This is a genomic window from Bacillus tuaregi (assembly GCF_900104575.1).
GTDB classification, from domain to species: Bacteria; Bacillota; Bacilli; order Bacillales; family Cytobacillaceae; genus Bacillus_BD; species Bacillus_BD tuaregi.
Genome location: NZ_LT629730.1, coordinates 155,823 through 181,262 on the forward strand (window position 1 = coordinate 155,823; position 25,440 = coordinate 181,262).

Annotated in this window: 24 protein-coding genes and 1 pseudogene; 11 read left to right on the top strand and 14 right to left on the bottom strand. The window is 41.3% G+C overall.

All coding sequences use genetic code 11. The features are described from left to right. The first annotated feature begins 69 nt into the window (after positions 1–69). The 3 genes from BQ5321_RS01385 to BQ5321_RS01395 all read left to right on the top strand — a co-directional run bounded on the left by BQ5321_RS01385 (position 70) and on the right by BQ5321_RS01395 (position 3,060). Positions 70–837 (top strand): ABC transporter ATP-binding protein, encoded by a 768-nt coding sequence (locus tag BQ5321_RS01385; protein ID WP_071392838.1) that lies wholly within the window; start codon positions 70–72, stop codon positions 835–837. Next, positions 824–2,749 (top strand): ABC transporter permease, encoded by a 1,926-nt coding sequence (locus BQ5321_RS01390; protein WP_071392839.1) that lies wholly within the window; start codon positions 824–826, stop codon positions 2,747–2,749. The genes BQ5321_RS01385 and BQ5321_RS01390 overlap by 14 nt, the downstream gene beginning before the upstream one ends. Positions 2,750–2,904: 155 nt before the next feature. Continuing rightward, positions 2,905–3,060 (top strand): DUF1540 domain-containing protein, encoded by a 156-nt coding sequence (locus BQ5321_RS01395; RefSeq protein ID WP_071392840.1) that lies wholly within the window; start codon positions 2,905–2,907, stop codon positions 3,058–3,060. Positions 3,061–3,287: 227 nt separating this feature from the next. On the opposite strand, the gene psiE is transcribed toward BQ5321_RS01395, so the two are convergent. After that, entirely contained in the window at positions 3,288–3,743 is a 456-nt protein-coding gene (gene psiE / locus BQ5321_RS01400) for a phosphate-starvation-inducible protein PsiE (protein ID WP_071392841.1), read from the bottom strand. A gap of 340 nt (positions 3,744–4,083) precedes the next feature. Between psiE and BQ5321_RS01405 the strand changes: the two genes are divergently transcribed. The 4 genes from BQ5321_RS01405 to BQ5321_RS01420 all read left to right on the top strand — a co-directional run bounded on the left by BQ5321_RS01405 (position 4,084) and on the right by BQ5321_RS01420 (position 7,228). Further along, positions 4,084–4,422: a DsrE family protein gene (locus BQ5321_RS01405; protein ID WP_071392842.1), complete on the top strand. Its 339-nt coding sequence runs from the start codon at positions 4,084–4,086 to the stop codon at positions 4,420–4,422. 422 nt (positions 4,423–4,844) lie between these two features. Further along, positions 4,845–5,933, top strand: coding sequence for a hypothetical protein (locus tag BQ5321_RS01410; protein WP_071392843.1), 1,089 nt, complete (start codon positions 4,845–4,847; stop codon positions 5,931–5,933). Further along, positions 5,930–6,568 (top strand): Ig-like domain-containing domain, encoded by a 639-nt coding sequence (locus BQ5321_RS01415; RefSeq protein ID WP_071392844.1) that lies wholly within the window; start codon positions 5,930–5,932, stop codon positions 6,566–6,568. Before BQ5321_RS01410 ends, BQ5321_RS01415 begins: the two co-directional genes overlap by 4 nt. 18 nt (positions 6,569–6,586) lie before the next feature. Continuing rightward, on the top strand, positions 6,587–7,228 hold the full coding sequence (locus BQ5321_RS01420) for an S-layer homology domain-containing protein (protein WP_071392845.1): 642 nt from the start codon (positions 6,587–6,589) through the stop codon (positions 7,226–7,228). 133 nt (positions 7,229–7,361) lie between these two features. Here the strand turns inward: BQ5321_RS01420 and BQ5321_RS01425 are convergent, their stop codons facing one another. The 8 genes from BQ5321_RS01425 to BQ5321_RS01460 form a co-directional block, all read right to left on the bottom strand. Beyond that, a complete protein-coding gene (locus BQ5321_RS01425) occupies positions 7,362–7,829 on the bottom strand; it encodes a GNAT family N-acetyltransferase (protein WP_071392846.1) in 468 nt (155 codons plus the stop codon). Positions 7,830–8,064: 235 nt separating this feature from the next. Then, positions 8,065–9,144 (bottom strand): GerAB/ArcD/ProY family transporter, encoded by a 1,080-nt coding sequence (locus tag BQ5321_RS01430; RefSeq protein ID WP_071392847.1) that lies wholly within the window; start codon positions 9,142–9,144, stop codon positions 8,065–8,067. A gap of 15 nt (positions 9,145–9,159) precedes the next feature. Next, positions 9,160–9,363: a hypothetical protein gene (locus tag BQ5321_RS01435; protein WP_071392848.1), complete on the bottom strand. Its 204-nt coding sequence runs from the start codon at positions 9,361–9,363 to the stop codon at positions 9,160–9,162. Position 9,364: 1 nt separating this feature from the next. Beyond that, positions 9,365–10,498: a Ger(x)C family spore germination protein gene (locus BQ5321_RS01440; protein ID WP_071392849.1), complete on the bottom strand. Its 1,134-nt coding sequence runs from the start codon at positions 10,496–10,498 to the stop codon at positions 9,365–9,367. A gap of 7 nt (positions 10,499–10,505) precedes the next feature. Next, complete coding sequence (locus BQ5321_RS01445) at positions 10,506–12,044, bottom strand: spore germination protein (protein WP_071392850.1); 1,539 nt, start codon at positions 12,042–12,044, stop codon at positions 10,506–10,508. Positions 12,045–12,243: 199 nt separating this feature from the next. Then, entirely contained in the window at positions 12,244–13,419 is a 1,176-nt protein-coding gene (locus BQ5321_RS01450) for a Ger(x)C family spore germination protein (RefSeq protein WP_071392851.1), read from the bottom strand. A gap of 1 nt (position 13,420) precedes the next feature. Beyond that, entirely contained in the window at positions 13,421–14,857 is a 1,437-nt protein-coding gene (locus BQ5321_RS01455) for a spore germination protein (RefSeq protein WP_071392852.1), read from the bottom strand. A gap of 150 nt (positions 14,858–15,007) precedes the next feature. Next, positions 15,008–16,090 carry a GerAB/ArcD/ProY family transporter gene (locus BQ5321_RS01460; RefSeq protein WP_071392853.1) on the bottom strand — a complete coding sequence of 361 codons (1,083 nt, stop codon included), beginning with the start codon at positions 16,088–16,090 and terminating at the stop codon, positions 15,008–15,010. A gap of 334 nt (positions 16,091–16,424) precedes the next feature. Between BQ5321_RS01460 and BQ5321_RS01465 the strand changes: the two genes are divergently transcribed. The 4 genes from BQ5321_RS01465 (at position 16,425) to BQ5321_RS01485 (ending at position 20,094) form a co-directional block, all read left to right on the top strand. Continuing rightward, positions 16,425–16,883, top strand: a complete 459-nt coding sequence (locus BQ5321_RS01465) for a KdsC family phosphatase (protein WP_084786589.1) — start codon at positions 16,425–16,427, stop codon at positions 16,881–16,883. 172 nt (positions 16,884–17,055) lie between these two features. After that, the gene (locus BQ5321_RS01470; RefSeq protein ID WP_071392855.1) at positions 17,056–18,255 is read left to right on the top strand and encodes a glycosyltransferase; all 1,200 of its coding nucleotides are present in this window, start codon (positions 17,056–17,058) and stop codon (positions 18,253–18,255) included. Between the two features lie 355 nt (positions 18,256–18,610). Continuing rightward, positions 18,611–18,997, top strand: coding sequence for a YkvA family protein (locus BQ5321_RS01475; RefSeq protein ID WP_071393027.1), 387 nt, complete (start codon positions 18,611–18,613; stop codon positions 18,995–18,997). Positions 18,998–19,539: 542 nt separating this feature from the next. Then, positions 19,540–20,094, top strand: coding sequence for a transposase (locus BQ5321_RS01485; protein WP_071392857.1), 555 nt, complete (start codon positions 19,540–19,542; stop codon positions 20,092–20,094). Positions 20,095–20,159: 65 nt separating this feature from the next. Here BQ5321_RS01485 and BQ5321_RS01490 read toward each other — a convergent pair whose 3' ends face one another. From BQ5321_RS01490 to BQ5321_RS01505, 5 genes and pseudogenes are all read right to left on the bottom strand, one after another. Continuing rightward, positions 20,160–21,209, bottom strand: a complete 1,050-nt coding sequence (locus BQ5321_RS01490; RefSeq protein WP_234978342.1) for a protein-glutamate methylesterase/protein-glutamine glutaminase — start codon at positions 21,207–21,209, stop codon at positions 20,160–20,162. After that, the gene (locus tag BQ5321_RS01495) at positions 21,209–22,024 is read right to left on the bottom strand and encodes a CheR family methyltransferase (RefSeq protein ID WP_071392858.1); all 816 of its coding nucleotides are present in this window, start codon (positions 22,022–22,024) and stop codon (positions 21,209–21,211) included. The genes BQ5321_RS01490 and BQ5321_RS01495 overlap by 1 nt, the downstream gene beginning before the upstream one ends. A gap of 70 nt (positions 22,025–22,094) precedes the next feature. Then, positions 22,095–23,045 (bottom strand): methyl-accepting chemotaxis protein, encoded by a 951-nt coding sequence (locus tag BQ5321_RS25040; protein WP_390622129.1) that lies wholly within the window; start codon positions 23,043–23,045, stop codon positions 22,095–22,097. 15 nt (positions 23,046–23,060) lie between these two features. Further along, a pseudogene (locus tag BQ5321_RS25045) lies at positions 23,061–24,518 on the bottom strand (HAMP domain-containing protein); the annotation flags it as partial. After that, positions 24,481–24,966, bottom strand: coding sequence for a chemotaxis protein CheW (locus BQ5321_RS01505; protein WP_071392860.1), 486 nt, complete (start codon positions 24,964–24,966; stop codon positions 24,481–24,483). The pseudogene BQ5321_RS25045 and the gene BQ5321_RS01505, both read right to left, overlap by 38 nt. Between the last annotated feature and the right edge of the window lie 474 nt (positions 24,967–25,440).

Sequence of the window (25,440 nt, forward strand, 5' to 3'; positions counted from 1 at the left end):
CATGATTCATTCGTTTAGAATAAAAGTATCAGTTATTCAAGATTCATAACAAATGGGGGAAATTATAGAATGAAAGCAATTGTAGAAGCAAAGCGATTGAAAAAAATATATGGTTCGAAGGGTCATGTTTTTACCGCACTGGAGGAAATTAACTTAACGGTTGCAGAAGGTGAGTTTGTCGGGATTATGGGACCGTCCGGTGCAGGGAAATCCACCTTGTTAAATATATTAGCTACCATCGATACACCTAGCTCAGGGGAGGTTAGAATCGATGGGCAGAGTATCCTGAATATGAACGAAGAGCAGCTATCAAATTTTCGCCGCGAACAATTAGGGTTTATTTTTCAAGATTATAACCTGCTGGATACGTTAACGGTTAAGGAAAATATTCTGCTTCCGTTAGCCTTGGCGAAAATGAATATAAAGGAGCTGGAGCGGCGCGTAGCTGAGGTGGCAGAAAAGTTTGGGATTCGCTCGATTTTGGAAAAGTATCCATATCAAATTTCAGGCGGTCAAAAGCAGCGAACGGCAGCCGCACGGGCGATTGTAGCAGGGCCAAGCCTGATTCTGGCTGACGAGCCGACAGGGGCGCTTGATTCCAAATCGGCAACTGATTTATTGGAAAGCATGAAGCAGCTGAGTGAGCATGACAAAGCGACTATTCTGATGGTGACGCATGATGCCTATGCTGCCAGCTATAGCGAAAGAGTCTTATTTATCAAGGATGGCAAGCTGTTTACAGAGCTTGTCAAAGGGAAGCAGTCTCGAAAGGAATTTTTCAACAAGATACTGGATGTATTAGCTGCGCTTGGGGGTGGAGTGCATGACGCTATTTAACCTAGCCTGGAAAAATATGAAGGGGAATTTTAGTCATTATTTGGTCTATTTTATTTCATTCGTTTTTAGCATTGTCATTTACTATACCTTTGTTTCCTTACAATATAACGAGAATATTAAAGAAAGCATTTTAGTGTCTGATACGATGAATTTTATGTTTATGGCATCGTCTCTTCTCTTAATTTTATTCGTGGGCATATTTATTTTATATTCCAATGCTTTTTTTACAAGAAAAAGAAAAAAGGAAGTCGGCTTGTATTCGATGCTTGGCCTACGAAAAAAGACGATTGGAAAGATGCTCTTTTATGAAAATCTATGCATGGGTCTCATCTCATTAGTGGTTGGAATGGTGCTGGGAACCTTTCTTAGCAAGCTGTTTACGATGATTCTGATTCGCCTAATGGGGTCCACGACAGGGGTTGATTTTACTATCTCCATCGAAGCGGTGCTGCAAACGGTCATCGTATTTCTGATGATTACCTTGTTTACTTCGCTTCAAGGCTACCGGCTAATCTATCGTTTTAAGTTAATTGAATTATTCCATGCAGAGAAAAAGGGGGAAGAGAAGCCAAAGGTTTCTGTCATCTCCTCGATGCTTGGGGTCGTACTGCTGGCTGTGAGTTATTGGATGATTATGAGGCCATTTCCCGAGGAGCTAACGACCTCTTATATTTTTACCAATTACGGGATTGCGCTGATTCTTATGATGGCTGGTACGTATTTATTTTTCCGCTCTGTAACGGTGTACCTATTAAAGCTGCTACAAAAGAATAAGCCGCGTTATTACAAAGGAACGAATCTGATTGAAATCACGCAGCTTTTTTACCGAATGAAAGGGAACACCAATACATTTACACTGATTGCGTTATTAAGTGCCGCCACGATTAGTTTTTTTGGGGCAACCTATAGCACCTATTATGGAAGTGAGAGACAGACGCTGCAGGATGTGCCGTTTAGCTACACCCATTTATCAAAGGGCGATGATTTTGATACAAAAATACACTCGATGATTGTCGAGGACCACGAACATCCGATTCGTGAACAGGTTGAAATTCCTGTGCTCCATATGACAGGAGAGCTGTCCTTTGAACTGGATTATGTAACAGAGTCCATGAAGCTTGTTCCGGAGAGTGCTTATAATCAAGCCGCAACGGCGTTAGATCGAGCGAACCAGCTTACTCTTTCGGAGAATGAGGTGGTTATCATTAAGCCGCGACTGACGGAGTTTACTGATTCTGATTTTGCGGGGGAGAGCCTGACGCTGCAAATGGCAAATGAACATCAATCCCTTTCGATTGTGGGGATGGTTGAAGGAAGTATTCTGCCGTTTGATTATCCGGATTTCTTTGTTGTCGTATCAGATGAACTTTTTTCTATCGTTTCTGAAAAAATGGAGCCGTTCATCTATCAGGCCTATGAAGTGGAGGACGAGAAAACGACTGAGGCTACGGCGTTAAAGCTTGAGCCCTATATTGGAGAGGACTTCCAGGTTTCTTCCTCCTATTATATTGCCTATAAGAAGGGGAAGGAAGGTAACGCGCTCAACCTCTTTATTTTCGGATTTTTAGGGTTAGTCTTTTTAGCTGCCACCGGGAGCATTATTTATTTTAAGCAGCTGACAGAGGCCAATGAAATGAAGCCAAATTATGAAATATTACGGAAAGTCGGTGTCAGTCAAAGGGAGCTACGGAAATCGATCAGGAAACAAACACTCTTTGTGTTCGGTTTACCATTAATTGTCGGCTTATTGCATGGAGGTACAATTCTCTACTTTATCAGTAACTTTATCTCCAGCTTGATTGGCGCGAATATGTTTATCCCGCTATTCTCCGCGATGCTTGCGTTTATCATCATTTATGCCATCTATTACATCATGACCGTGAAGACCTATACAAGCATTGTGAATAAATAAGGGGAAGGTAGCTGTTGTCTAGTATTTTGGTGAAATACTCGGATTCGGCTACACCTCGCTTTTAGTGAACATGGTGAATGCTTCCATGCGCCGTTCATCCAGTATGAAATGACCCTCTTTTGAGAATATTAGCTCATAAGGGAGGTGTGTTTAAAGTGGCAAAGGATGTAAAATGTGAAGTGAATAGCTGTAATTACTGGGGAGCAGGAAACCAATGTCATGCCTCTTCGATTTATGTGGTGAATCGTACATCAGAACATGCATCTACTTCTGAAGAAACCGACTGTAAAACATTTGAACCTAAAGTGTAATACCTCGAAAGGCAACTATTTAAGTTGCCTTCTCTTTTTATAGTATAACCGAGAATGAGAATTATTATCACGAAAAGTGACAGGCACCACCCGAAAAATCTTGTTTCACAAAAATGTTTCACAGCCCATAGGGTAAGAAATACCAAATGGATTATGAAACATTGTGATGATACAGAACGATATTAAGGTGAAGCCGGTGACTTGTCCATATGAAATAAGAACGTCACTCACTCCTGCGACTTCCTATTAAAAAACCACTTACTCTCTGGTCTTTCTCTAGGCGTTAGATTCATAATGAAGTATCCAATGATTAAGACTAATATAACGATAGAATATAATAATGTATTTAATGGGTCCTTGTGATCAACAATGATGAGGCGTATCATGGCCGTGATGCCAATATAAATAAAATAGCGAAGCGGAAAATGGTAATGCTCTTTGAAATATTTCACAATCATCGTGATAAACTCGAAGTAGAGAAAGAAGATCAGAATGTTCTCTAGGAATATTTTAAAATTATTATTTTCATTCTTGATTAATAAGAGTACAAACGACACAAGTTCCTTGAATAATAGGAAGGATAAAACAATAGCTAATAATATTAATGAAAGATTTAGCACCCATTGAAGCACCTTGGGGATGACATGAGATAAATCGGACGTCACTTTTTTTATTCCAGACATATAATTAGTTCCTCCGTTTCCTTATTTACTTATTATTATACCGTAATGCTCTGGCGGTAGATATGTACTCGGAAAATCTCCATTCATTCTGGCGAGGGAACTTCAACACTGCTGCCACAACATACGCCTGCTAGTTTTATAAAAAAGCCTCGTATCAATCTATTGCAAAAAAATAGATAGGTTATCCCTAGTTTCAATCTAAAGAATGAATGGAATAGGTAGTAAGTGTAATGATAAAATTTTATGTGTATGTGAAAAAAAGAACATGGTGCTACTGCAAGGAATTGTGCTGTCTATTGAAAAATTAAACTAGCTTGAGTAAACCAGTGAGGTGGAAAAATTGAAAAATAAAGTGATTTTACTTTCGTCCGACCAGCTTGGTGCAGGAGAAAAGGAACTGGGAGAAGGGATATTAGAAACCTTCTTTACTGTTCTTAAGCAACAAGAAGAGCTGCCTGTGGCTGTTTTTTGCATGAATAGAGGTGTCTATAGCTTAACGGGCGAATCATTTGTCTCTCTTCAATTAAAAGAACTGGAGGAAAAAGGCGTTGACATTCTTGCTTGTAAAACATGTGTCGACTACTATGAGTTAGGTGAGAAGCTTGTAGCCGGTCAAATCAGCGGGATGGCGCAATTTGTAGAATTAGCCTCAAAATATGAAGTGTTAACCATATCATAAGCGGAAAACGTAAAAAGTGGTGACAGGCACCGCCCGAAAAATCTTGTTTCACAGAATGTTTCACATGGTTAGCTATTCGAAGTGAATATATGAAGTAGACCTGGAATCAGAGCATTCCAGGTCTATTTTTTTATACTCCTAGTGATTACAAACTCTTTGTCATCGTTTCTATTTGGACTTCCTCTACTTTTTTTAAAAATCCACAAAAAATATAGTAATAAAATGAAAGAATAGTTGATTAGAGCCATTTTGAAATCAATGAAGTTACCTATTTATAATCTAGATTTCCCTGGAAATATCGACATTAAATCGCAAATGGAAAATTTAACCACAACTTATCAGTATTGAGAACAAAGATTAATAATGTTATATTTTATTATAGGAATATAGTGCCAAGATATGTAATTTAAGGATGTGACAAAATGATGTATTCAGCAAAAAAATTCAACCTTTTAGCGCAGACGGTTAAGCTTGCTATCATATTCATGCTTATTGCCGTATTTGCCATTCCCACGCCTTCTAGTGCTGATTTGGCGAATGAATTTGCGCTTGAGACCGATTACCTAGATGTTAAATCACCGATTGTTTTAGAGTTTGATACACCTATTAAATGGAACCCAGATGAGGACCTTTATCCTGCCGCTCCGAATGAATCGATGAAGAATCATCCAGGTATTTCATTAATAGAAGATGATACAGGAGAGCTTGTTTCCATTAGCATGGAAATTGATTCTGACAATCCATATAAGTTAATCATTACTCCTGATGAAGGGGAGCATTGGAAAAGTAATCGATACTATACACTCTCAATTACCGAACCGATTGTATTAGACCTATCGGATAATGAAGTTTTTACACATGAAAGCTATGGTTTCGGTACATACAGTCTATCTTTTACAGAATTAATGTTTGCGGAAATCGAGGCAGATCATCCAGATAGTGATGATACGAAAACAAAGGTTGAGGAGCTTATCGAAGATTTTTCACCAAGAAATATTAAAGTAACTGCACCATTACGTTATATAAAAGAGGTTGAGGTTATTCACAAGGTCGAAGAGGTGACAGATGATACGACCATTTCATCTTCCATCACCAATGTTGATACGATTATTGATACAAAAGGTATTGAAAATGGCGAGATTGATAGAATAGTCGTGAATGTATTCAAGCCAGGAGAAACAGCTGACGATGCAGCGACGCTTATAGATACAAAATCATTTGAAACTTTAAGCGCTGACAATAAATTATATGATGTTGGCTTTACAAAGCTACCGGATCATGAAAAATATGATGTTGAAGTCATTCTTTATGGTGAAAATGATTACGAATTGGAAAAACGAGTGGTTCAAGTACCTGTCAATAAAGATAAACCTGTTGTGAATAAAAAGCGCTTCTCTAGCGCAGGTAAGAGCTATTCACTTTATGATTTAATGGAGAAGCCTAAAAATCTTCAAACACTACTCGAGCAAAACAGCATGGATGAACTGAAAGTACAGGTGGTGCACCCATGATGAAAATAAAAAAATGGGGGATTCTCTCCATTTTATGTATAATCACACTCTTTATGGTCGTTCCTAACTCAGTCTCAAGCGCTGAAGAGAATGTGAGCACTTGGAAGTCTAAGACCATCACTGACAGCAATAAAGTATGGACGGTTGCATTCAGTCAGCCTTTAAAGGAATCATCTGTGACGAAAACGAACATAAAGGTTAAGGATGAAAATAATCGTACCATCTCAACAGAGGTTACGCTTTCGAGCGACAAGAAAGCAATCATTGTCACACCGAAATCAGCTTATGAGGAAAATAAATCCTATACATTGAATATTTCCAGCAAAGTAACATCTGCTGATGGGGAAAAGCTAGCAAAGGGTATTGTGCAGCCATTTACTTTAGATGCCATTCCTGATGCAAATGAGCCGATTAATCATGTATCACTCAAACACAATACCTATGTAACATCCATCACTGCTAGCGGCAACAACTCCGTTATCAAGATGACTGCAAATAACAAGGAAATGCATTATGAAGGCAATAATACTTACAGCTTGGGCTTAACTGGGTTAACCTCCGGCGATTCTATTACAATTAAAGCCTATGATCAAAATAATAAAGTCATATTTACAAAGGATTATCAGGTTCAATAACACTGGAGGTTCTAGGCAATGAAGAAAGTTTGGCTTTTAATGCTTGCGGCTGTCTGTGCGGGTTCTATTGTTCTTGGGTTTACCGTTACAGCGCAGACAACATTTCATGATATCCCAGACCAGTATTGGGCAAAGGGAGATATAGAATATTTGTCAGGCAAGAAGGTTATTAATGGATACAAAGATGGAAGCTTTGGACCGAATGCAACCATTAAACGGGTAGACGCGGCGACGATGATTGTAAGAGCGCTCGGCTTAGAAACGACCAATCGTCCGGACCCTAAGCTTCAGGATGCCAGCAAGGAATCCTACGGATATGATACGATGGCAACGGTTATCGATGAAGGCATTTTTCAAGGTAATGGCGGCTATTTCTACCCTGACAAAACGTTAACGAGAGCGGAAATGGCTGCTGTCATCAACCGCGCCTTCTCTTTAGCAGAAGAAAGTACCACCATTTCCTTTACGGATATTGATTCGAACCATTGGGCCTATTCTCATATCCAGGCTTTAGCGGCCAATAGCATTACAACCGGATATCAGGATAACAGCTTTAAACCAAATCAAACCATCACAAGAGCAGAGTTCTCTGTTTTTATGTCCCGTGTCTTACAAAATAGCGATAACGACCAAAGCTTTGAGGTCATCGATATCTATTAGGGTGACAGGCACCACCCGAAAAATCTTGTTTCACAAAATGTTTCACAGGGTTAGATAATCGAAGTGAATATATGAAGTAGACCTGGAATCAGAGCATTCCAGGTCATTTTTTGCGGTTGCACATTGGCATTGCTTACAGCTTTTTCCGCAATAACAGGTATTCCGGCCCGAAAGTAGGCTGGAAGCTTTCGTCAACATCACAGGGATTTTCACTTACCATTTTAACTTTTTCTGTAAAGCCCAATCTCGTATATAATCGAACATTAGCCTCTTGGTCAGGCTCCACGCCAATGGTTGCGTAGCTGATGCCCAGCTCAGTTAATCTCTCAAAAACTGTGTTCATCAGCCTGGTTCCGAGCCCTTTTCCGCGCATGATTTCTTCGGTTTGGAAGCCATAAAGATAGGCGGTGGTCTTCCCATCTGCAAAATCAGGATCCTCCAGTGATTTGAAAAAATATAATTCCCCAATCAATCTCGCGTGATGCTCAATTGCCCAAAACTCCGCATTCCCACTCTGCATTTGCGCTGCAAAGTAATCGGAGGTGTGAAATTTAAACCAAAGTGCTAGCATCTCATCGCTGGTAGCTTGTCTAATTAACATATCCATCACCTTAATAAAAGTAGTTAAACCGCATAATTCCTTGCCCAGGAGCAGCTATTTTTACAAAAATCCCTATATCAACCCGCCGAGCTTTGGATACGAACAGGATTCATGATTCTGATGAAGTGTGGGAGAATTCTTTCAGAAGGGTCCATCACGGAACTAGAATCACTGAATCATGCTCCGTGAAACATTTTGTGAAACAAGAAAATTCGGGTGGTGCCTGTCACTTTTTTCAGCTACCTTTCAATCGTTTGAGCTCCCCGATTCCGAGCATGACGAGGGGGAGAATGACTTGAAAGGGGAAGGCGTAGTAGGAGTAGATTTCAAATGCCCAGGCTCTCATTTCAAAGATGCTGTCGTATAAGGTATAGGAGAAGTATACCATTAATAAACCGGTTTGAATGACGACTGAACGATAGTCATGTAATTTAAATACCTTGGCTATTCCCATGCTGGATACTAACAAACAAATGCTGGCTTTGATGAAAACGCCAAATATTAGGACAACCGCTACCGTGACTTCAATTCTTTGCAGGAAATGGCCGATGCTGATTCGAGATACTGCCACATGTGACGGAAAATATAAATTGGGTAGCATTCCTCCCAATATAAAAATATTCCTGAGCGTAATAATGAGCAAGAAAAACCCAGCAATCGCCGTTCCTTTTAGGAAAATTTTATAAGCGGAATGGTTTGTTTTTAACGAAAAAAAAGCGCCCAATAAGACAACCGATTCTGCAAAGGGAAAGGAAAAAACCGAAAAGCCTCCCTTCAGAACGGGGAGAAACCCATTAGCAAGTATGGGTTTAACATTCTCCAAATTCCAATTGGGCAGACCCATAATTTGAACAATGAAGATGATAAAAAATATTAAAGGGAGACTATAGACACTAATTCTGCCAATCACTTCAATTCCCGACCTTACAGCCGCAATGCAGACCAACCCTAGGCAAAGCATCGGTATCAATAGAGGAGTTTCCGGCATCGTAGTCGTATTAATGTATTGTCCAAAGTTTTGAATCACCAACGCCCCAAGGTGGAAGGTATACCAAATATATAAAAATGCCACACATTTTCCGATGATTTTACCAAAAACCAATTCAAGAATATCAAATAAGCCTTTTTCGGGAAAAAGGGCTAAGAGCCTCGCATAGACAAATAACATCGGTGTAGCTAAGATGACCCCCAGAATAACGCTGATCCAAGTATCATTTTTGGCCCCTGCTCCAGCACCTATAATAAACGTACTCCCAATATAGAAAATAATTAATAGGTGGGTTGCCTGTTTATCCGTGATTCTTTCCTTCTGCATGATAAAAGCCTACCTTCAAAAAAAGTATTCAATCATTCTTTGAATGAGCTTTGCCGGGCTCGGTACCTTCCATCTAAGTGCAAGCATGACAGCAAACGAGAAGGAGGCGAGCCCTATAACCGAATTGACCCAAAGGTCGCGCCAAAGCTTTTGTTTATACAATGGGACAAACTCATAAATCACTAATATAAAATAGACAAAGACTGGAATAAAAATCATATTAATCACCCATTTTTAACGGTTCAGCAATCATTCCGCTGTTGATGATCCTTACATTTGCCGTTACCTGTACGTTTAACTCTTTAAAATACTCTTCCCAATTCTTCTCGACCTTTTTCCAGGTTTTCGGTTCATTGGCATGTATTTTGGCGCCAAAACCAAATATATCTGTCCCATACTCGTTTTGGATGAATGAAATGAGCTTTTCTACACGCTTACTTAACAGCTCTTCGACTTCCTTCTTTAATTCCAGGAGGCTTTGTTCATCCGTTTCGATATCATTTCCAGCTATTTCACCTAATCCAAGCTTGGTATCGATGTTTATTTCCATTTTAATGCCGTTTTTTTCAATCAAAGGCTGCGTCTTTGTGTTGGTCGTAAAGATTTCCATTGAAAGCGGAGGATGGGATTCATTTGCTTCGATGACAAGAATCCCACCTTTTATTTCATCTTTTGTAAAAAGAAGCGTTTGAGTTTCTTGGCTATTAAGAAAGCCTGCCAGCTTGTCTTGCTTTAAAATAGCAGTACCCGTGTTTTGCGCCAGGTCTTTATTTAATTGAATCACTGGTAAAATGGCAGAAATCCCGGAAGTCGCTATTTCATTTATGACCTTCCAAATTTCGATATCGGGTGCCTTACTCAATGCATCCTGACTTGTCAGCATTTCGGCTAGCTCTAAACCTTTTATTCTGTTTTGTGCTTTTTTTGCCAGCAGGATTTCCTTGGCCGATTTTCCTTTGGAAATAAAAATCTTGATATCGTCTCTTGTTTCAGAATCACGATGAAACCAATCGAGAAATTTTATGATTCCTTCCTTTGCTAACTCTTCGCTAATGATGACGGACTTTGCATGACTCCAATATAATCTTTTTCCGGTTAAGGAAATTTCGTTCCGGACCGCATCAAACATCGTTTTTCCATTCATGGAAAAAGATTTAGAGGCGACCTTCGCATCAGTTCCACCCTCAATTTGAATCGTTTCCACGGTGATGAGGTATTGGTCCTGTTCTCCTTTATCAATCGCGACTCCACCCACAACCAATAAATCTTCTATTTCCCAGTAATTCCAGCATGCCGTCAGAACTAGGCAAATAGTCATGGTAAAAGAGCATAGTAAGCACATTTTCTTGTTCATAGGATCCCTACCTGTTTTTTCGGCTCTGCCTAACAAGATTTTTTGCCCCGATTAATTTGGGTCTTAGTGTCATCGACCACCAGGGAGCACGCACCCAGATATCCTGTCCATTATGATTTTTCACAGAGGTTAAGCCAAGCACATATGGAATTCCAAAGGAGCGGAGATTCAGCATATGAAGCACGACTAAAATCATGCCAAAGATATATCCATATATTCCTAAAAAGGATGCAGCTATGATCAATAGATAACGGACTAACACAACCATCCCAATTGTGACCGGACTCAGCATCGTCAGCATCCCTGATAAGGCGGTGACAATGACCACCGGGGCACTGACCAGCTTTGCTTCAACAGCGGCCTGTCCTAAGACTAGCGTACCCACAATGTTAACCGCCTGACCGATAGGGGATGGCATGCGAATCCCCGCCTCGCGAATCACATCAAAGACTAGGAGCATCCCACTCAGTGTAATCACCGTTGGAAAAGGAACGCCCTGTCGCGATGCTGACACACTAATTAATAGGCGAGTCGGCAGTAATTCCTGGTGAAAGCAGGCAAGTGATAAATAGATGGCAGGTAATCCCATTGCTAAAAAAACACCAACGAGACGAAGTAATCGATAAAAGGTTGAATAAATATATTTACTATAATAATCCTCATTAGCTTGTAGCCCTTCAATTAAGACATAGGGAACGGTCAGCACAAATGGACTTCCGTCGACAATGATGGCCACCCTTCCCTCCAACAGCTTTGCAGCAACCACATCAGGCCTCTCACTATAGCCGACGGTCTCAAATAAGGAAAAGGGCGCATCGCTAATCATTTCCTGTATATACCCGGAGTCAAGAATCCCATCAAGCGTAATGTCATCTAAACGCTTGTCCAGCTCCTGCAGGATTTCCTCGAGGGCCAAGCCTTCGATATAACAAACACAAACCTTTGTGTGGGTTCTTTCGCCAATTTCTTTAAATTTCATCTTTAAATCCTGATTATTGATGATTTTCCTAATTAAACTAAGATTGGTCATGATAGCTTCTGTGAAGCCTTCTCGAGGACCACGCACAAGTCTCGAAGACTCCGGCTCTGTGATCGCTCTAGACAGAGATACCTTTGAATTGACTACTAGGCAATGGTCATAGCCATTCACCAATACTACTGTATGACCACGTATTAAGGAGTTGATAATACTGCTGATCTTGTTTTCTTTTACAACCTCATTCGAAACAATGACATTATTATGCAGCTCCTCTAATAGTGGAAGGGAAGAATGTCCACCTGCAAACGGATGGTTCATAATAGGCTGAATGATATTTTCATTCACTAACTCAGTATTTACCATCCCGTCAAAATAAAGCGCACAAAACCTAGTTTCCGATAACACTCGATTACGCAGCTTCCTCAATTTTAATGTTTCATCGCCCTTGAAAATCTCCTTCAACGTCTCCACATTGGCTTCCAGTGATCTCGCTAAAGTACCGAAGTCTTTATCCTCTGTTTCTTTATTACTAGGACGATCTTTTTCAGAGCCCTTGTTAAAAATCATCAAGCATCACTCACTCGTAGTTGGTAAAATTAGTATGACCAATTTTAGAATAAAAATGAGTAGGGGGTGACAGGCACCACCCGAAAAATCTTGTTTCACAGAATGTTTCACGGACTTGGAGAGAGTACTTAATAGATTAAGGAGAGCCAATGCGCTCTCCTTCGACAAATTTCGGGCGGTGCCTGTCACCTATTCTTACCTATTCTTTAATCTTGATCTTCCGGTTCTTAAACGAGCCAGAATGTTCTATGGTAATCGAAGCATTCATGTCTTTAATGCTATTGTCCCGTATAAAGGTGTCCTGATTCTGCTTCTTCAATCTTTCCCAGTCAGAATTCCGCTTTCGGTATAGCTGATGCTCGAGGTTCAGAAAATCGATATTATGCTTTAGTCCTAATCTGTATAGGTCTCTGATTTCCGCTAGGATGGTTTCTTGGGTGTAGTCTTCCATTGTCTCAATGTTGACCACATTATTTTCCATCCGATTACTGATTATACCGGTCGCCTGATAGGTTAAATTAAACTGAAAGTGATCGCCGCTTTTAACCGGCTGAATATGAAACCGCTGCTTTTTAAGGACAGCCAGGAATTCTGGTTTATTCCTTTTTGGCACGAGCAAGGCAGTACGTTCCGTTCCGGGCGTAATCCAACGTATTCCTTTAATCTGCTCCCAAGAGAAGAAGCCCTTAAACTTTTCCTCCTTAAGAAAAAAGGCGCCATCTATTTCTAATTTTGGCTCTTTCTTCTTGTTGACCTTCCACTGCTTCTTATTAATAGAAAGGGAAGGCAAAGCCGTGGTTCGACCCGGCTCGAAGACTTCTCTGCCAAACTGGTTTAATTTCAGTGGCATAATCGTCGAGCTTTGTTCATAGGAGCTATCAGGATTATGCAAAATCGTATATAGAGAGCTTTGCTGAAAAAATCCAGTGTTAGTCAAGATGTCTTCGATGGAATCCTTTGTACCAAACACCCATGGAGTCGGACGAAACTCATAATATCGGGTGATTCCATCGAAAATATTTTCTAAGCCCTGCTCTAAGGCGGATTGAGAAATAAGAATTGCTGTCACATGTGCCCATATTATCCGTTCCTGTGCCGTATGATACGCTTTAAAAAAACCATCGATAAAGGTTTTTCCCGTTGTTTTCGAAACGTATACCTTAGGAGAACTTTTATCACCACCCTCACTTTTCGCAATCGACTCTAAACCAATCATTTGAATATAAATCACGTATTCTCCATTCTCATAGTCCACCCCGATGGCGGTTGCATAGTTTTGTTGTTCAATTTCACCGATATCATTACTACATGAGGTAACCACCAGTAAACATAAGCAAACCGTGATAGTCAAAGATTTGAATGTGTGTCCGATCATATCATTTTCTCCGTCTCTGTAAAAAAGAAGTTTTCCCTGTTTTTCGGTTAATCGAATTCACAACAAACGCATCTGCTATTTTCTTCATATTCAAGGAGATAAAAGGCTCAAGATATGGCAGTTTAAAGGATTCCAGCTTGGATAAATAAACAAGTGTACTGAAATAACCTATCAATAGCCCGTATACGCCTAGAAAGATGGAAAGAATCAAGATGTAAATCCGTAAAAGGGTAACTGTTCCAACTAGGGACTGATTGACAAGCGTGTAGCTAGAAACTGCTGTCAAGGCGATGACGACAATCATTGTCGGTGAAGCTAAGCCTGCCCGGATGGCGGCATCTCCAATAATCAACCCCCCGACAATGGACACGGTTTGTCCAACCACTGCAGGCATTCGAACGCCAGCTTCTCGTAAAAGCTCAAAAAGCCCAAGAATTAACAGGGCCTCTAGCCCAATCGGTAACGGCAGCCCTTCTCGGGAAACGATAACTGTAGCCAGAAGAGCAAAAGGAAGCTGATCCATATTAATATTGGATAAGGCGATCCAAAACCCGGGCAGAAAGATGGAAATCATTAAGCCGATAATGCGAAGCATCCGTCCAAAGATGACAAAATAATAAGGGAAATGAATATCCTCAGGGGATTTGATTAACTCGATAAGAGTAATCGGACCAACCAAAACAGACGGTGACCCATTTACAATTAGGATAAACTTTCCCCGCAGCATGGTTTCAATCGCAAAATCAGGACGAGTCACATAATCGATTAACGGAAAGAGGGAATAGGTGTGGTCAGATACCCATTGCTCCAATTGGCCGCTGCCAATCACACTTTCTGAGTCAAATTCATCCAAACGCTTTCTTATCTCTGCAATGACCTCCGGTTTGGCTTTATTTTTCAAATAGAGAAGCGAGACCTCCGTTTTACTAAGGGAACCAAGTTCAAAGGCTTCACAATAGAGCTGTTCGGATTTCATTCTTTTTCGAATCAAGGAGATATTGGTATAAATCTCTTCTGTAAAACTATCCTTTGGTCCTTTAATCGAAACCTCTGTACTAGATTCCTCCGGATTGCGCTGCGGGACCTTGGCAATATTATATACATGGAAAAAAGGCGTCCCTTCCCGAAAGAGGATGAGAAATCCTGAAAAGACATGTTGCAGCATCTCTTTCATCGTGTGCACATGCTTTACAGGTGGAAGCTCCTCGGATTGATATCGAGTATGATCATCTGTACTGATGCTCAGCAGAATGGGATTAAAATATTCATTTAACTGAGTGGTATCCAGCATGCCTTTACAATAGTAGACTTGAATGTTTAAATCACTCTCAATCGACATAAATTGAATATCACTATAATTTTTGAAAAAATCATTGATTTCCTCATTAGAAAGCTCCCCTTTTTTTAACAGAAAATCCAGTTCTTCTAGTTGGTTCATTGGTCTTGTATGCCTCGCTTCATTGGTAAATAACTAATCAAAAACAGGGAGAACGTAAAGAACATACTGCAGATAAAAGAAATCGGGTAAAAAACCTTTCCAAAGAAAGCTCCCCTTTTTTTAACAGAAAATCCAGTTCTTCTAGTTGGTTCATTGGTCTTGTATGCCTCGCTTCATTGGTAAATAACTAATCAAAAACAGGGAGAACGTAAAGAACATACTGCAGATAAAAGAAATCGGGTAAAAAACCTTTCCAATCGCGATTTGGACCTGCACATCGCTGGTAGGCACCGTTGTAACGATGGTTAATATGAGAGAAAAAACCACAAGTAGAGTGAATTTTGTACGCTTAGATTGTGTCTTAATGGAATCTAATAGAAGGAATAATCCTAATGAGACGCGGATAAACACTCCGCTTAGCAATTGATAAACGGCTAAAAAGTCAACATGTGAAACATATTCCCCCAGTGTGACAAGCCTCCACTGCTCAAAGGCAGGAAAGCGCATATCTGCTGCAATGCTTGGTCCAAATGAAGAAAGGACTCCGAGCGTTGGACCGAGGATTAACCAAACTAGAATCGTGATAAGGGTAAAAAGATTTTTATAGCTAAAGGTATTCTGCATATGATGCTGGATGAGTAAAAGGATTAGTAAATCAGCGCTGCCGCCAAGGATGATGATGACCCCTTTAAGAACCGGTTCATAGCCATTTGTTAGAACGGGGAAAATATAGGAATAATCCTTTTCTTCCATTGTAAAAAAGGCAACAAAAAAGCCTAATATCCATACAATTGGCAATATAATGGTAGAAGTGTAAATAATCGATTTCATCCCGCTATAGGCCGCCCACGCACAGATGATGAGAAAGGGCAGCATGACAACAAAGGACGGGGTTTCTGGGAGAAAATAAATATTCACCGATTGAATTAAATCATAAAAAGAAACGGCGCTAATGGTCAGGACATAAATGATGAAAAAGGCCATGATGAACCGTGAAACCATCCCGCCAGCACGTGCCTTGACCCAATCCTCCAATCGGAGTCTTTCTTGGTTCCGTTTCATAATCAGATAAATAAGGAAGCCCCAAAAAAGTAAGAACAAGTAAGCAACCAATGCACTTATCCATGCATCACGCTGTCCCGTTGTTAACAGGTGGGGCATGATTAATACATGATTCGAAATACCGATAAACAAAAGCAGCACAAAAAACATCTGCAGCCGCGAAAATTTCATCCCAACCAACACCACCATTGTTCACTCAATACAAAGTATTTTTTGGATAATCCTGCAGAATTATACAGGGTGACTATACAGAGTGACAGGCACCACCCGAAAAATCTTGTTTCACAGGATGTTTCACAGCTCGTTGCATCAAATTAAATGTGACGGAAATTTCCAGAAAGAGAATGAGTTTGTTACGGGAATTTCTCCTTTTTTTACAAAATGATTGTCCGCCCTTGTTAGCGGTCTTAGGGAGATGTATAGACGGGTAGCCTAGGATTTTTTTATAATAGAGAAATAGTCAAAATGAGTAGATAAAGAGAAATATAAATGTGGGGATTGTGTGATGAATATAAAAATGCTTGTGTTAGATGTCGATGGAACGCTTACGGACGGTAAAATCTATATGGGTTCACATGGGGAAATGATGAAGGCTTTTAATGTGAAAGATGGATTTGGCATTGTTAAGCTTCAAGCTCAAGGGATTGTTCCTGTTATTATGACAGGGCGTGTATCCGAGATAGTAGAGCAAAGGGCCAAGGAGCTAGGAATAACCGAGATCCATCAAGGGATAAAAGACAAGGTGAAGGTATTAAGACAAATCGCTGATCGGTATCAATATCAGCTTGAGGAAGTAGCCTATATCGGTGATGATGAGAATGATATTGAATCTATGAAGCTATGTGGAGTAGTAGGCTGCCCAGCAGATGCAGTAGATTCTGTAATAGAGATTGCGGATTATGTATGCAAACGAAAAGGTGGAAAGGGTGCCGTTAGGGAATTCATTGAATATCTGCTTGAGTGACAGGCACCGCCCGAAAAATCTTGTTTCACAGAATGTTTCACAGGGTCTGTCTTTCCTTTCCTTTTCTTCAACCAATCTAACAGCTATGCCCTCCCTCAACACAATGGAACCTTTCTTATGCTATAATTCACCAGACAACGATAGAATTTTTTTACATAGAAAGAGGAATTAGATGATGAACAAGAAAGTGTTATTTATCAGCAGCTCCATTGGTCTTGGGCATGCGGCGAGGGATTTGGCGATTGCGAAGGAAATGAAGAAGCGGAACCCTGATATTGAAATTTCCTGGCTGGCGGGTGACCCTGCCCGAAGAGTGATTGAGGAAGCGGGCGAGTATTTGCTGCCAGAATGCCAGCTGCTCGGAGAGGATAGCTTATTGGCTGAGCAGGTGTCGAATGGCTACGGATTAAATGTTAATACCTATTTATTTCGGGTGCTATTGGAATGGCGAAAAAGTATTGCGGTCATCAATAAGATTACAAAGGAAAATCAATTCGACCTAATCATTGCGGATGAGGCATATGAATTAATTTTAGCCTTTTTACTGTTTCCAGGTATCAAGCGGAAGGCTCCTTTTGTGATGATTTATGACTTTTTTGGCTTTGATGCGACCACTAAAAATCCCATTGAAAAATTGGGTACCTACCTTTGGAATTTCGCTTGGATTACAGGCAATCGTATTCCCTGGGTGGAGGATCTGTCACTGTTTGTCGGAGAAGCAGACGATATTGCGGATAAATCCTATGGGTTATTTTTACCAAGTGCAAGAAAGCATGCGGAAAAGCATTATAACTTCCTGGGGAACATTCTTGCCTTTGACCCACAGAATTATCGCGATTCGGTAGAGCTGAAAAGCCAGCTTGGTTATGGAAAAGGGCCTTTGATTATATGTGCGGTTGGCGGAACGGCGATTGGGGTCGACCTATTAAATCTATGTTCACGTACCTACGGCTTGTTAAAAGCTAAAGTGCCTGACCTACAGATGGTGCTCGTCTGCGGGCCGCGAATCGATCCGGATTCTGTTACGGTGACGGAAGGAATCGAGATCAATGGCTATGTACCTGAATTATATAAGCATTTAGCCGCAAGTGACCTGGCGATTGTCCAGGGTGGTGGGACGACCACGATAGAGCTCGCTTCCATGAGAAAGAACTTCCTTTATTTCCCTTTAGAAGAGCACTTTGAGCAAAAACTGGTGTCTGATAAACTGACAAGGCTTGGAGCCGGGGTTAAAATGAACTTTTCCGAAACGGATGAAGGGACACTGGCAAAAGCTGTGCTGGACCACTTAGGTAAGAAGGTTGAGCATCAAGAGGTTAAGATAAACGGAGCGGTAAAGGCAGCAGAGTTTATCCAGCCGTTGTTGGGGTAGGTGACAGGCACCGCCCGAAAAATCTTGTTTCACAGAATGTTTCACGCGTGAGGCAGTGTCTCGTTCTTAATTTAGCTAGTCAATTAAAAAAAGCCTAATTTCTCGGTGATTTCACACAGAAAATAGGCATTATAAAGAATGGAGTGCGGCTGTTAACTGTACCTATGGCTCATTACGGGGAATATTGTTAAAATATTAGGTGAACTTGATGTAATAATATGTTGAGCCTAGGAGGATTTCAATGTTTGACAAATTTAGAAAGAAGAAACAAAAGGATCCACTTCAAGTCGTTGAAGGACAAGAGCTTCATCTCAGCAATGAAGAGGTAGAGGATTTAAGAAGTAAAGCTGAAACGATGGATGAAAAAGCACTTCAGGAGCATAGCAAACATTACTCGGAAAATGGGCTTTGGGAAAAAATAAAAAAATACTCTAAAAAGGCTGGTTCCTCTGCTGTATACGCGGTGCTGCTCCTTTATTATGTATTACAAAAGAAAGAGGTACCAAAGAAAAGCAAAGCGGTCATCCTTGGCGCCTTAGGATATTTTATTTTACCTTTAGACTTTATTCCGGATATCGCTGCCGGAATTGGCTTTACCGATGACATCGGGGCACTCGTTGCCGCTCTATGGCAGGTATCCATGTACATTGATGCCGACGTAAAGCAGCAAGCAAGAGATAGACTCAAAAGTTGGTTTGGCGACCATGTAGATACCTCGGAAATTGATGATAAATTGGTGTAGGTGACAGGCACCGCCCGAAAAATCTTGTTTCACATGATGTTCCACGGATTACCGGGACCTGGAGAGGAGCGCTTTTCAGGTCTGTTTAACTTCATTCAGCAAATGCTTTTTGTACCGAAAGCTTGCGACAGGTACAGAAGTCCGCAACTTCTACAAGTGGGGGATGAATGCAAATGGTACTTTGATTCAGTGGAGGTCAAACCCCGGGGAAAATGAAGTTAAGCCTCCGGCGGATGTCTCGGATTTTTTTAAGGTAGTTTATCGAGCGAGCTCGATAAAATCTGGTCGCAAATTCGACGGGCGAATTTGATTTTTTTTTAAAAATATTTATCCTTATTTAAAGGATTATAGGGATTGTTATCGAAATATAATAATGAAATCCCTCTATAATCAACATCTTATCATAACCTTCGATTTATTCAGGGCTGCTATCAGGGGAACTTTTAGTAGCACATATTTTACCCGTGATTTATCCACTTCCTTTTTTTCAATGAAAGTAGTTCTAGCTAAAAAAATAACATTCGACTGCGAGGAACCGACCTATGCCGCGTAAGAGAAGAATCTGGGTTTTCGACCACTATTACCATATCACGTGTCGGGGAAACCGAAAGGACACTCTGTTTCATAGCACGGAGGACTTTCAAGCTTTTCTCCATATCCTGCATCAGCTTCATGAAAAAATCCCCTTTGAAGTTGCCTCTTTTTGTTTCATGACCAACCATTATCATCTCCAGTTACGTTCGACAGAGGTTCCTATTTCAAAATTAATGGGGATCATCAACACACGTTATTCAAAGTATTACAACACAAAATATTGTCTAACCGGACATGTATTTGAGAAACGTTTTTTTGACAAAATCATAGTCGATCAGGAAGGGATGCTTGAGTTGAGTAGTTATATTCATCAAAATCCAGTTGAAGCCAACATAGTCAAGCAGCCCGAGCATTATCAGTGGAGCAGCTATCGTTTTTACAAAAATCCCAATTCTCTGCCGCCGGTGTTTGTTAATTTGAACAGTCTCCTAAACTTTTATGAAGGGACAGAGAGGGAGAAGAGGAGACAGTTTTGTCAGTACGTTCCAATTAAGGAGCGCTGAATCGTTATCCGTGAAACAATTCGCGATTCTGTGAAACAAGATTTTTCGGGCGGTGCCTGTCACCCTCACAACATCCCTAACAAAATCTGTGGTATCTGGTGGAGGGGGGCTTGTTTTTCAACGGCGCCGATATTAAAGGATGCTTTCGGCATGCCGTAGACAACGGAGGTTTCCTCGTCCTGACCGATGGTTCGGCCGCCTTTTCGTCTGATGGCCAGCAGTCCCTTTGCTCCGTCATAGCCCATACCTGTCAGGATGATGCCGATGGCTTGGCGGCCGGCTTCCTTGGCGACCGATTCAAACAGGACATCGATGGAGGGACAATGTCCATTCACTTTGTCCTCCGCTAAAATTTCAACCTTGTATGTATCGCGCCATCTTTTAATTCGCATATGCTTGCCGCCGGGTGCGACAAGCACCTGGCCTTGCTTCATCACATCGCCATCTTCCGCCTCCTTCACATTGAGGGCTGTTTGGTTGTTCAGCCTTTCTGCAAACATCCTTGAGAATACAGATGGAATATGCTGAACGATTAAGATACCAGGCATGGAGGAGGGCAAAGCTTTGATAATCGAAAAAAGAGCCTCTGTTCCACCTGTTGAAGCCCCCATGGCTATGAGGCGATTTGTGTCCAATTTCCCTACCGCTATACGAGCTTTGTCAGGTGATGGCTCAGGAATGGAGACCTTAGATTGGGCGGCAATTTTAATTTTAAAAATTAAATCATTAATAAAATCCTCTACACTAACTGGTGATTGCACATTCGGCTTTGTGACAAAATCGACCGCCCCAGCGTTGAGCGCATCAAAGACTGCCGAGCTGATTTGCGTCACGACGATAACAGGTATGGGGTATTGCGGAAGCAGCCTGTTAATAAATTCAATCCCATTCATTCTTGGCATCTGTACATCACAAATCATCACATCTGGATGGTATTGCAGTAATTGGTCCCTAGCATCGAAGGGATCGACAGCCTTTGCCACGACCTCAATCGCTGGATCAATGGAAACGCCCATGGCTAGAACCTCTCTAAAAACAATGGAATCATCGACAATAATAACCCGTATTTTTCCTGCTGAAGGCTGGCTCATGTTCTCACCTGATTTATTTTTCATTATTGCTTCTGATAAATGGCCGGCATCACATACTTAAACCCTGTTTGTAAGCCAAACAATGATTCTGAATGGCCGATAAATAAGTATCCGCCGGGTTCGAGACTGTCGTAAAACTTCTTGACCAGCTCAAGCTTTGTCTGTTGGTCAAAATAAATCATGACATTGCGGCAAAAAATGGTGTGGAATTTCTTTTTAAAAGGAAAGCGAGCCTCCATCAAATTAAATCGGCGAAAAATCACTTCCTTTTTGAGTGAATCCTGTACAGCGTACTGATGATGCCCTTGTTTTAGGAAGTGCTTGAGTATCCAGCTGACAGGCAGGTTTCGAACGTCCTCCTCCTGATAGATTCCTCTATTAGCCATACGGAGGACCTTATCGGAAATATCTGTCGCCAATATCACGGCATCCCAATATTTTTTGTCCTCCCCAAGAAATTCATCCATGACCATCGCAATAGTGTACGCCTCTTCACCCGTTGAGCAGCCTGCGCACCAAACCCTGAGGTCATGATCCTTGATTTGCTGCTTCAGTTGGGGAAGCACGGTATCACGGAAAAAAAAGAAATGGTTTGACTCTCGCATGAAAAAGGTGTGGTTGGTAGTAATTTTATCAAGCAGCATATCAACGGCATGACCTGTTTTATCTGTTACAACGTATTGATAGTAATCGGTAAAATTAGTAAAGCCCTCCTGCATCAGGACATTTTGCAGTCTTCCCGTAACAAGCAGCTTTTTCTCCTTTTTTAAAAAAATACCATAATGATCACGGATGTAAGCTGACAGCTGATTGAATTCTTTCTCTGTTATCTTAATCATGCCTACACTTCCTTACCTAGCACAGATGGAGAGGGAGACTGTCCTCTCCATCCTCATGACAGTGTTATGTTTATTGAAGGGAATATTTGCCGAACTCCTGATCACTTAAGACAATACTGGCAGGCTTTGCGGCGGCACCATTTGCTTTCGAATTCTTATAATAAGCAGTGCCTGGTTTACTGCCCATTTGCTCTAATTTTTTCAATACGTCTGGGTTTAATTCATCAAGACCCTTATAGCTGTCCTGTGTTTGGCTTCTTTTTCTGAGCTTAAATTTGGCAACCTGATTTTGCAATAGCTCTGCCTGGCTGGCAAGCTCTTCACTGGCTGCAGCGCTTTCCTCAGATGTAGCCGAATTGGTTTGAACGACCTTGGAAATTTGCATAACTCCTTGATTGATTTGCTCGATGGCAGAGGCCTGCTCGTTTGAAGCGGTTGTGATATCGCCGACAATATTGGCTACCTGTGCCACACCCTCAACAATCTGGTTCAGGGCAACAGCGGTTTGGTTGGCAATATTGGTACCGCCCTCTACCTTATGAATCGAGCCCTCTATTAAATCCGTTGTTTCCTTCGCTGCATTTGCTGATCTGGCAGCTAAATTTCTTACCTCTTCAGCTACAACCGCAAAGCCCTTTCCATGCTGCCCAGCCCTTGCTGCCTCTACTGCTGCATTCAAGGCAAGGATATTAGTTTGGAAGGCAATATCATCGATGACCTTGATAATTTTTGAAATATTACCTGAAGCGACATTGATATCATCCATCGCAGTAAGCATTTGCTGCATTTGTCTGTTGCCCTGCTCGGCATTGGATTTCGCATCTTCGGCTAGTTTATTGGCATCATTCGCATTGTCAGCGTTCAGCTTCGTTTGGGCTGATATTTCTTCAAGGGAAGCCGTTAATTCTTCAACCGAGCTTGCTTGCTCTGTAGCTCCCTGCGATAGTGCCATACTGGAGTCTGACAGCTGTCTAGAGCCAGAGGCGACCTGGCCGGAGGCAATGTTGATTTCATTCATCATGTCATTCAGCTTGGTACTGATATTATTTAGCGAATGCTTGATTTGCTCGAAGTCTCCTCGGTAGTCTCTCGTAATTTCCACATCTAAATTACCGTTTGTCATTTCCCCTAGAACGGAGGAAATCTCATTTACATAGGAGAAGAGTGTTTCAATACTATCATTTAAAGCATGTTTGATTTTTGCATGATCGCCCTTGTAGTTACCCTTCACACTGGCCTGTAAATTGCCTCGTGACAATTCATCGAGGACATCTGCTGCCTCCTGGATTGGTTCAAGAATGGCATCAATCAGACCATTTAATCCTTCCATCAGCTTGGCCCAATCCCCTTGGAAGGCCGCCGCATTGGCTCTTTCGGTTAATTTTCCTTCGTTAGAGGCGAGAATAAGCTGCTGAACCTCAGCATTAACCTCTTTTAAATTTTTGCGAAGAGCCTCGAGATTATCGTTAATAAACGCTTTTTTACCCGGAAATCGTTCAAGTGGCGCATTAAAATTTCCCTTTGCAAACTCAGCGACACAGGCCATGGCTTTTTTCTTAACTGCAATATGCCCACTGACCATACCGTTAACACCCTGAGCCATGGTCTTAAAGTCACCCTGGAACCTGTCCTCTGGAACAAAAACATCAATATCGCCTGCATCATGCTCAGCAGACATATGATTCATATCGGAAATAAACGACTTTACATTTCGTCTAAGCTCTTCAAGATTATCGTTAATAAAGGCTTTTTTACCTGGGAATCGTTCAAGCTCTGCATCAAAATTTCCTTTTGCAAACTCAGCGACACAGGCCATCGCTTTTTTCTTAACAGAAATATGTCCCTTGACCATTTCATTAATATTGTCTGCTAAGGTTCCGTAAACCCCCTGAAACTTATCTATAGGAAGAAAAACGTCAATATCTCCAGCATTGTGCTCGTTAGACATTTTCTTAATCTCTGCCATAATCTGATCAATCCTACCCTTGATTTCTAGTAAGTTCTTAGAAAGAATATCATCATCAGAGCGGACCTTTATTTCTAATTTTGGATCGCCGGTTGCGATTTGATGCGCAATGTATGCCTGACGCTGTAGTTCATCCAGTATTTTCTGGAACGATGCTGAGAGAGCACCTATTTCATTGTCTGCTGTGTATTCCATTTTTACATGGAAATCTCCGCTTGCCGCTTGTTCAAATTTGTCCATCATTACTTCCATTGGTTTCTTAATGGTACTGGCGGTCGTCATGCCAAAGATAACTGACACCAAAATGGTTAGTAATAGGATTGCGATGATGTAAAGGCTGGCACTTCCGGTTAAAGGTGTGGATATGAAATCGGCTTGGAATGCGCCGAAAATAGCAATGATTCCAACCAAAACACCTACCCAGAGATGACTGACAATCAGTTTTCCGGTCATTTTCATGTGATTATACCATTGCATGCTTAAACCCTCCTTAACTAAAATTTGATAGATTCTCCGTTTCCTCCTCATTCAGCAGCTTATGGCAATCAATGAGCAGTTTGACGTCGGTTCCAGACTTTCCAATTCCTTTAATATATTTATTGCTATTTTTGCTTAATTCGGGCGGGGGAACGATTTCCTCCTCGACGATGGTTAATACCTCTGACACACGGTCCACGATCAGCCCGATGGAAATATCATCGATATCAATCACAATCACACAGGTTCGATCGTTATACTCACGAAAGGCTTTCTTGAAGCGAAGCCTAACATCCATTACCGGAATAATTTTTCCCCGCAAATTAATAATTCCTCTGATATATTCCGGCAGCTCGGGTACTTCGGTAATCGGCTGCAAACCAATAATTTCTGTCACAAACTTAATCTCAATTCCATAGGATTCCTCGCCAATTTCAAATGTAAGAAAGCGGTCCTTCTGCGTATCCTCCTCCAGCACATCCAAGACGACCTCATTCATGCTCATCAACTCCTTTAGATAAATTCGTTATGTAGCCTACTACTCGAGCTTACTCTTTCTGCCACTAGCTACTGAATGCAATGGACTCAAGTAGGCAGGGGCTCTTTTTGAAAAAAATAGATATGGATTCCTTTCGTTTCGGTTGCGTAAGGGCTTATAGGCTACCGACCGAGCAAATAAACATAGTGTACAGTAGCGTAAAGAGGTTATAAGCTCCCGAACAAGTGAATTATTATCAAGCAGGGTAGCATAGAGCCCCTGTAAGCTACCGACCGAGTGAGTTTTCAACAAGCACAGTAGCATAGATCCCTTATAGGCACCCGAACAAGTGAATTATTATCAAGCAGGGTAGCGTAGAGCCCCTGTAAACTCCCAAGCAAGTCCATTTTCTTCAAGCAGAGTCGCTTAAAGCCCCCATAGCCTCCCATGCTGAGTCTATTTTCCTCAAACCCGGTCGCCTAAAGCCCATAAACT

Coding starts and splice junctions, on each gene's coding strand:
- BQ5321_RS01495 (WP_071392858.1), bottom strand. CDS start 22,024: ATGATTAAGATAACAGAGAAAGAATTCAATCAGCTGTCAGCTTACATC.
- BQ5321_RS01475 (WP_071393027.1), top strand. CDS start 18,611: ATGGATGAAAAAGCACTTCAGGAGCATAGCAAACATTACTCGGAAAAT.
- BQ5321_RS01420 (WP_071392845.1), top strand. CDS start 6,587: ATGAAGAAAGTTTGGCTTTTAATGCTTGCGGCTGTCTGTGCGGGTTCT.
- BQ5321_RS01385 (WP_071392838.1), top strand. CDS start 70: ATGAAAGCAATTGTAGAAGCAAAGCGATTGAAAAAAATATATGGTTCG.
- BQ5321_RS01410 (WP_071392843.1), top strand. CDS start 4,845: ATGATGTATTCAGCAAAAAAATTCAACCTTTTAGCGCAGACGGTTAAG.
- BQ5321_RS01455 (WP_071392852.1), bottom strand. CDS start 14,857: ATGAACCAACTAGAAGAACTGGATTTTCTGTTAAAAAAAGGGGAGCTT.
- BQ5321_RS01415 (WP_071392844.1), top strand. CDS start 5,930: ATGATGAAAATAAAAAAATGGGGGATTCTCTCCATTTTATGTATAATC.
- BQ5321_RS25040 (WP_390622129.1), bottom strand. CDS start 23,045: ATGATGAATGAAATCAACATTGCCTCCGGCCAGGTCGCCTCTGGCTCT.
- psiE (WP_071392841.1), bottom strand. CDS start 3,743: ATGTCTGGAATAAAAAAAGTGACGTCCGATTTATCTCATGTCATCCCC.
- BQ5321_RS01390 (WP_071392839.1), top strand. CDS start 824: ATGACGCTATTTAACCTAGCCTGGAAAAATATGAAGGGGAATTTTAGT.
- BQ5321_RS01445 (WP_071392850.1), bottom strand. CDS start 12,044: ATGATTTTTAACAAGGGCTCTGAAAAAGATCGTCCTAGTAATAAAGAA.
- BQ5321_RS01470 (WP_071392855.1), top strand. CDS start 17,056: ATGATGAACAAGAAAGTGTTATTTATCAGCAGCTCCATTGGTCTTGGG.
- BQ5321_RS01485 (WP_071392857.1), top strand. CDS start 19,540: ATGCCGCGTAAGAGAAGAATCTGGGTTTTCGACCACTATTACCATATC.
- BQ5321_RS01435 (WP_071392848.1), bottom strand. CDS start 9,363: ATGATTTTTATTCCAGTCTTTGTCTATTTTATATTAGTGATTTATGAG.
- BQ5321_RS01505 (WP_071392860.1), bottom strand. CDS start 24,966: ATGAATGAGGTCGTCTTGGATGTGCTGGAGGAGGATACGCAGAAGGAC.
- BQ5321_RS01425 (WP_071392846.1), bottom strand. CDS start 7,829: ATGTTAATTAGACAAGCTACCAGCGATGAGATGCTAGCACTTTGGTTT.
- BQ5321_RS01465 (WP_084786589.1), top strand. CDS start 16,425: ATGAATATAAAAATGCTTGTGTTAGATGTCGATGGAACGCTTACGGAC.
- BQ5321_RS01490 (WP_234978342.1), bottom strand. CDS start 21,209: ATGAAAAATAAATCAGGTGAGAACATGAGCCAGCCTTCAGCAGGAAAA.
- BQ5321_RS01460 (WP_071392853.1), bottom strand. CDS start 16,090: ATGAAATTTTCGCGGCTGCAGATGTTTTTTGTGCTGCTTTTGTTTATC.
- BQ5321_RS01430 (WP_071392847.1), bottom strand. CDS start 9,144: ATGCAGAAGGAAAGAATCACGGATAAACAGGCAACCCACCTATTAATT.
- BQ5321_RS01440 (WP_071392849.1), bottom strand. CDS start 10,498: ATGAACAAGAAAATGTGCTTACTATGCTCTTTTACCATGACTATTTGC.
- BQ5321_RS01450 (WP_071392851.1), bottom strand. CDS start 13,419: ATGATCGGACACACATTCAAATCTTTGACTATCACGGTTTGCTTATGT.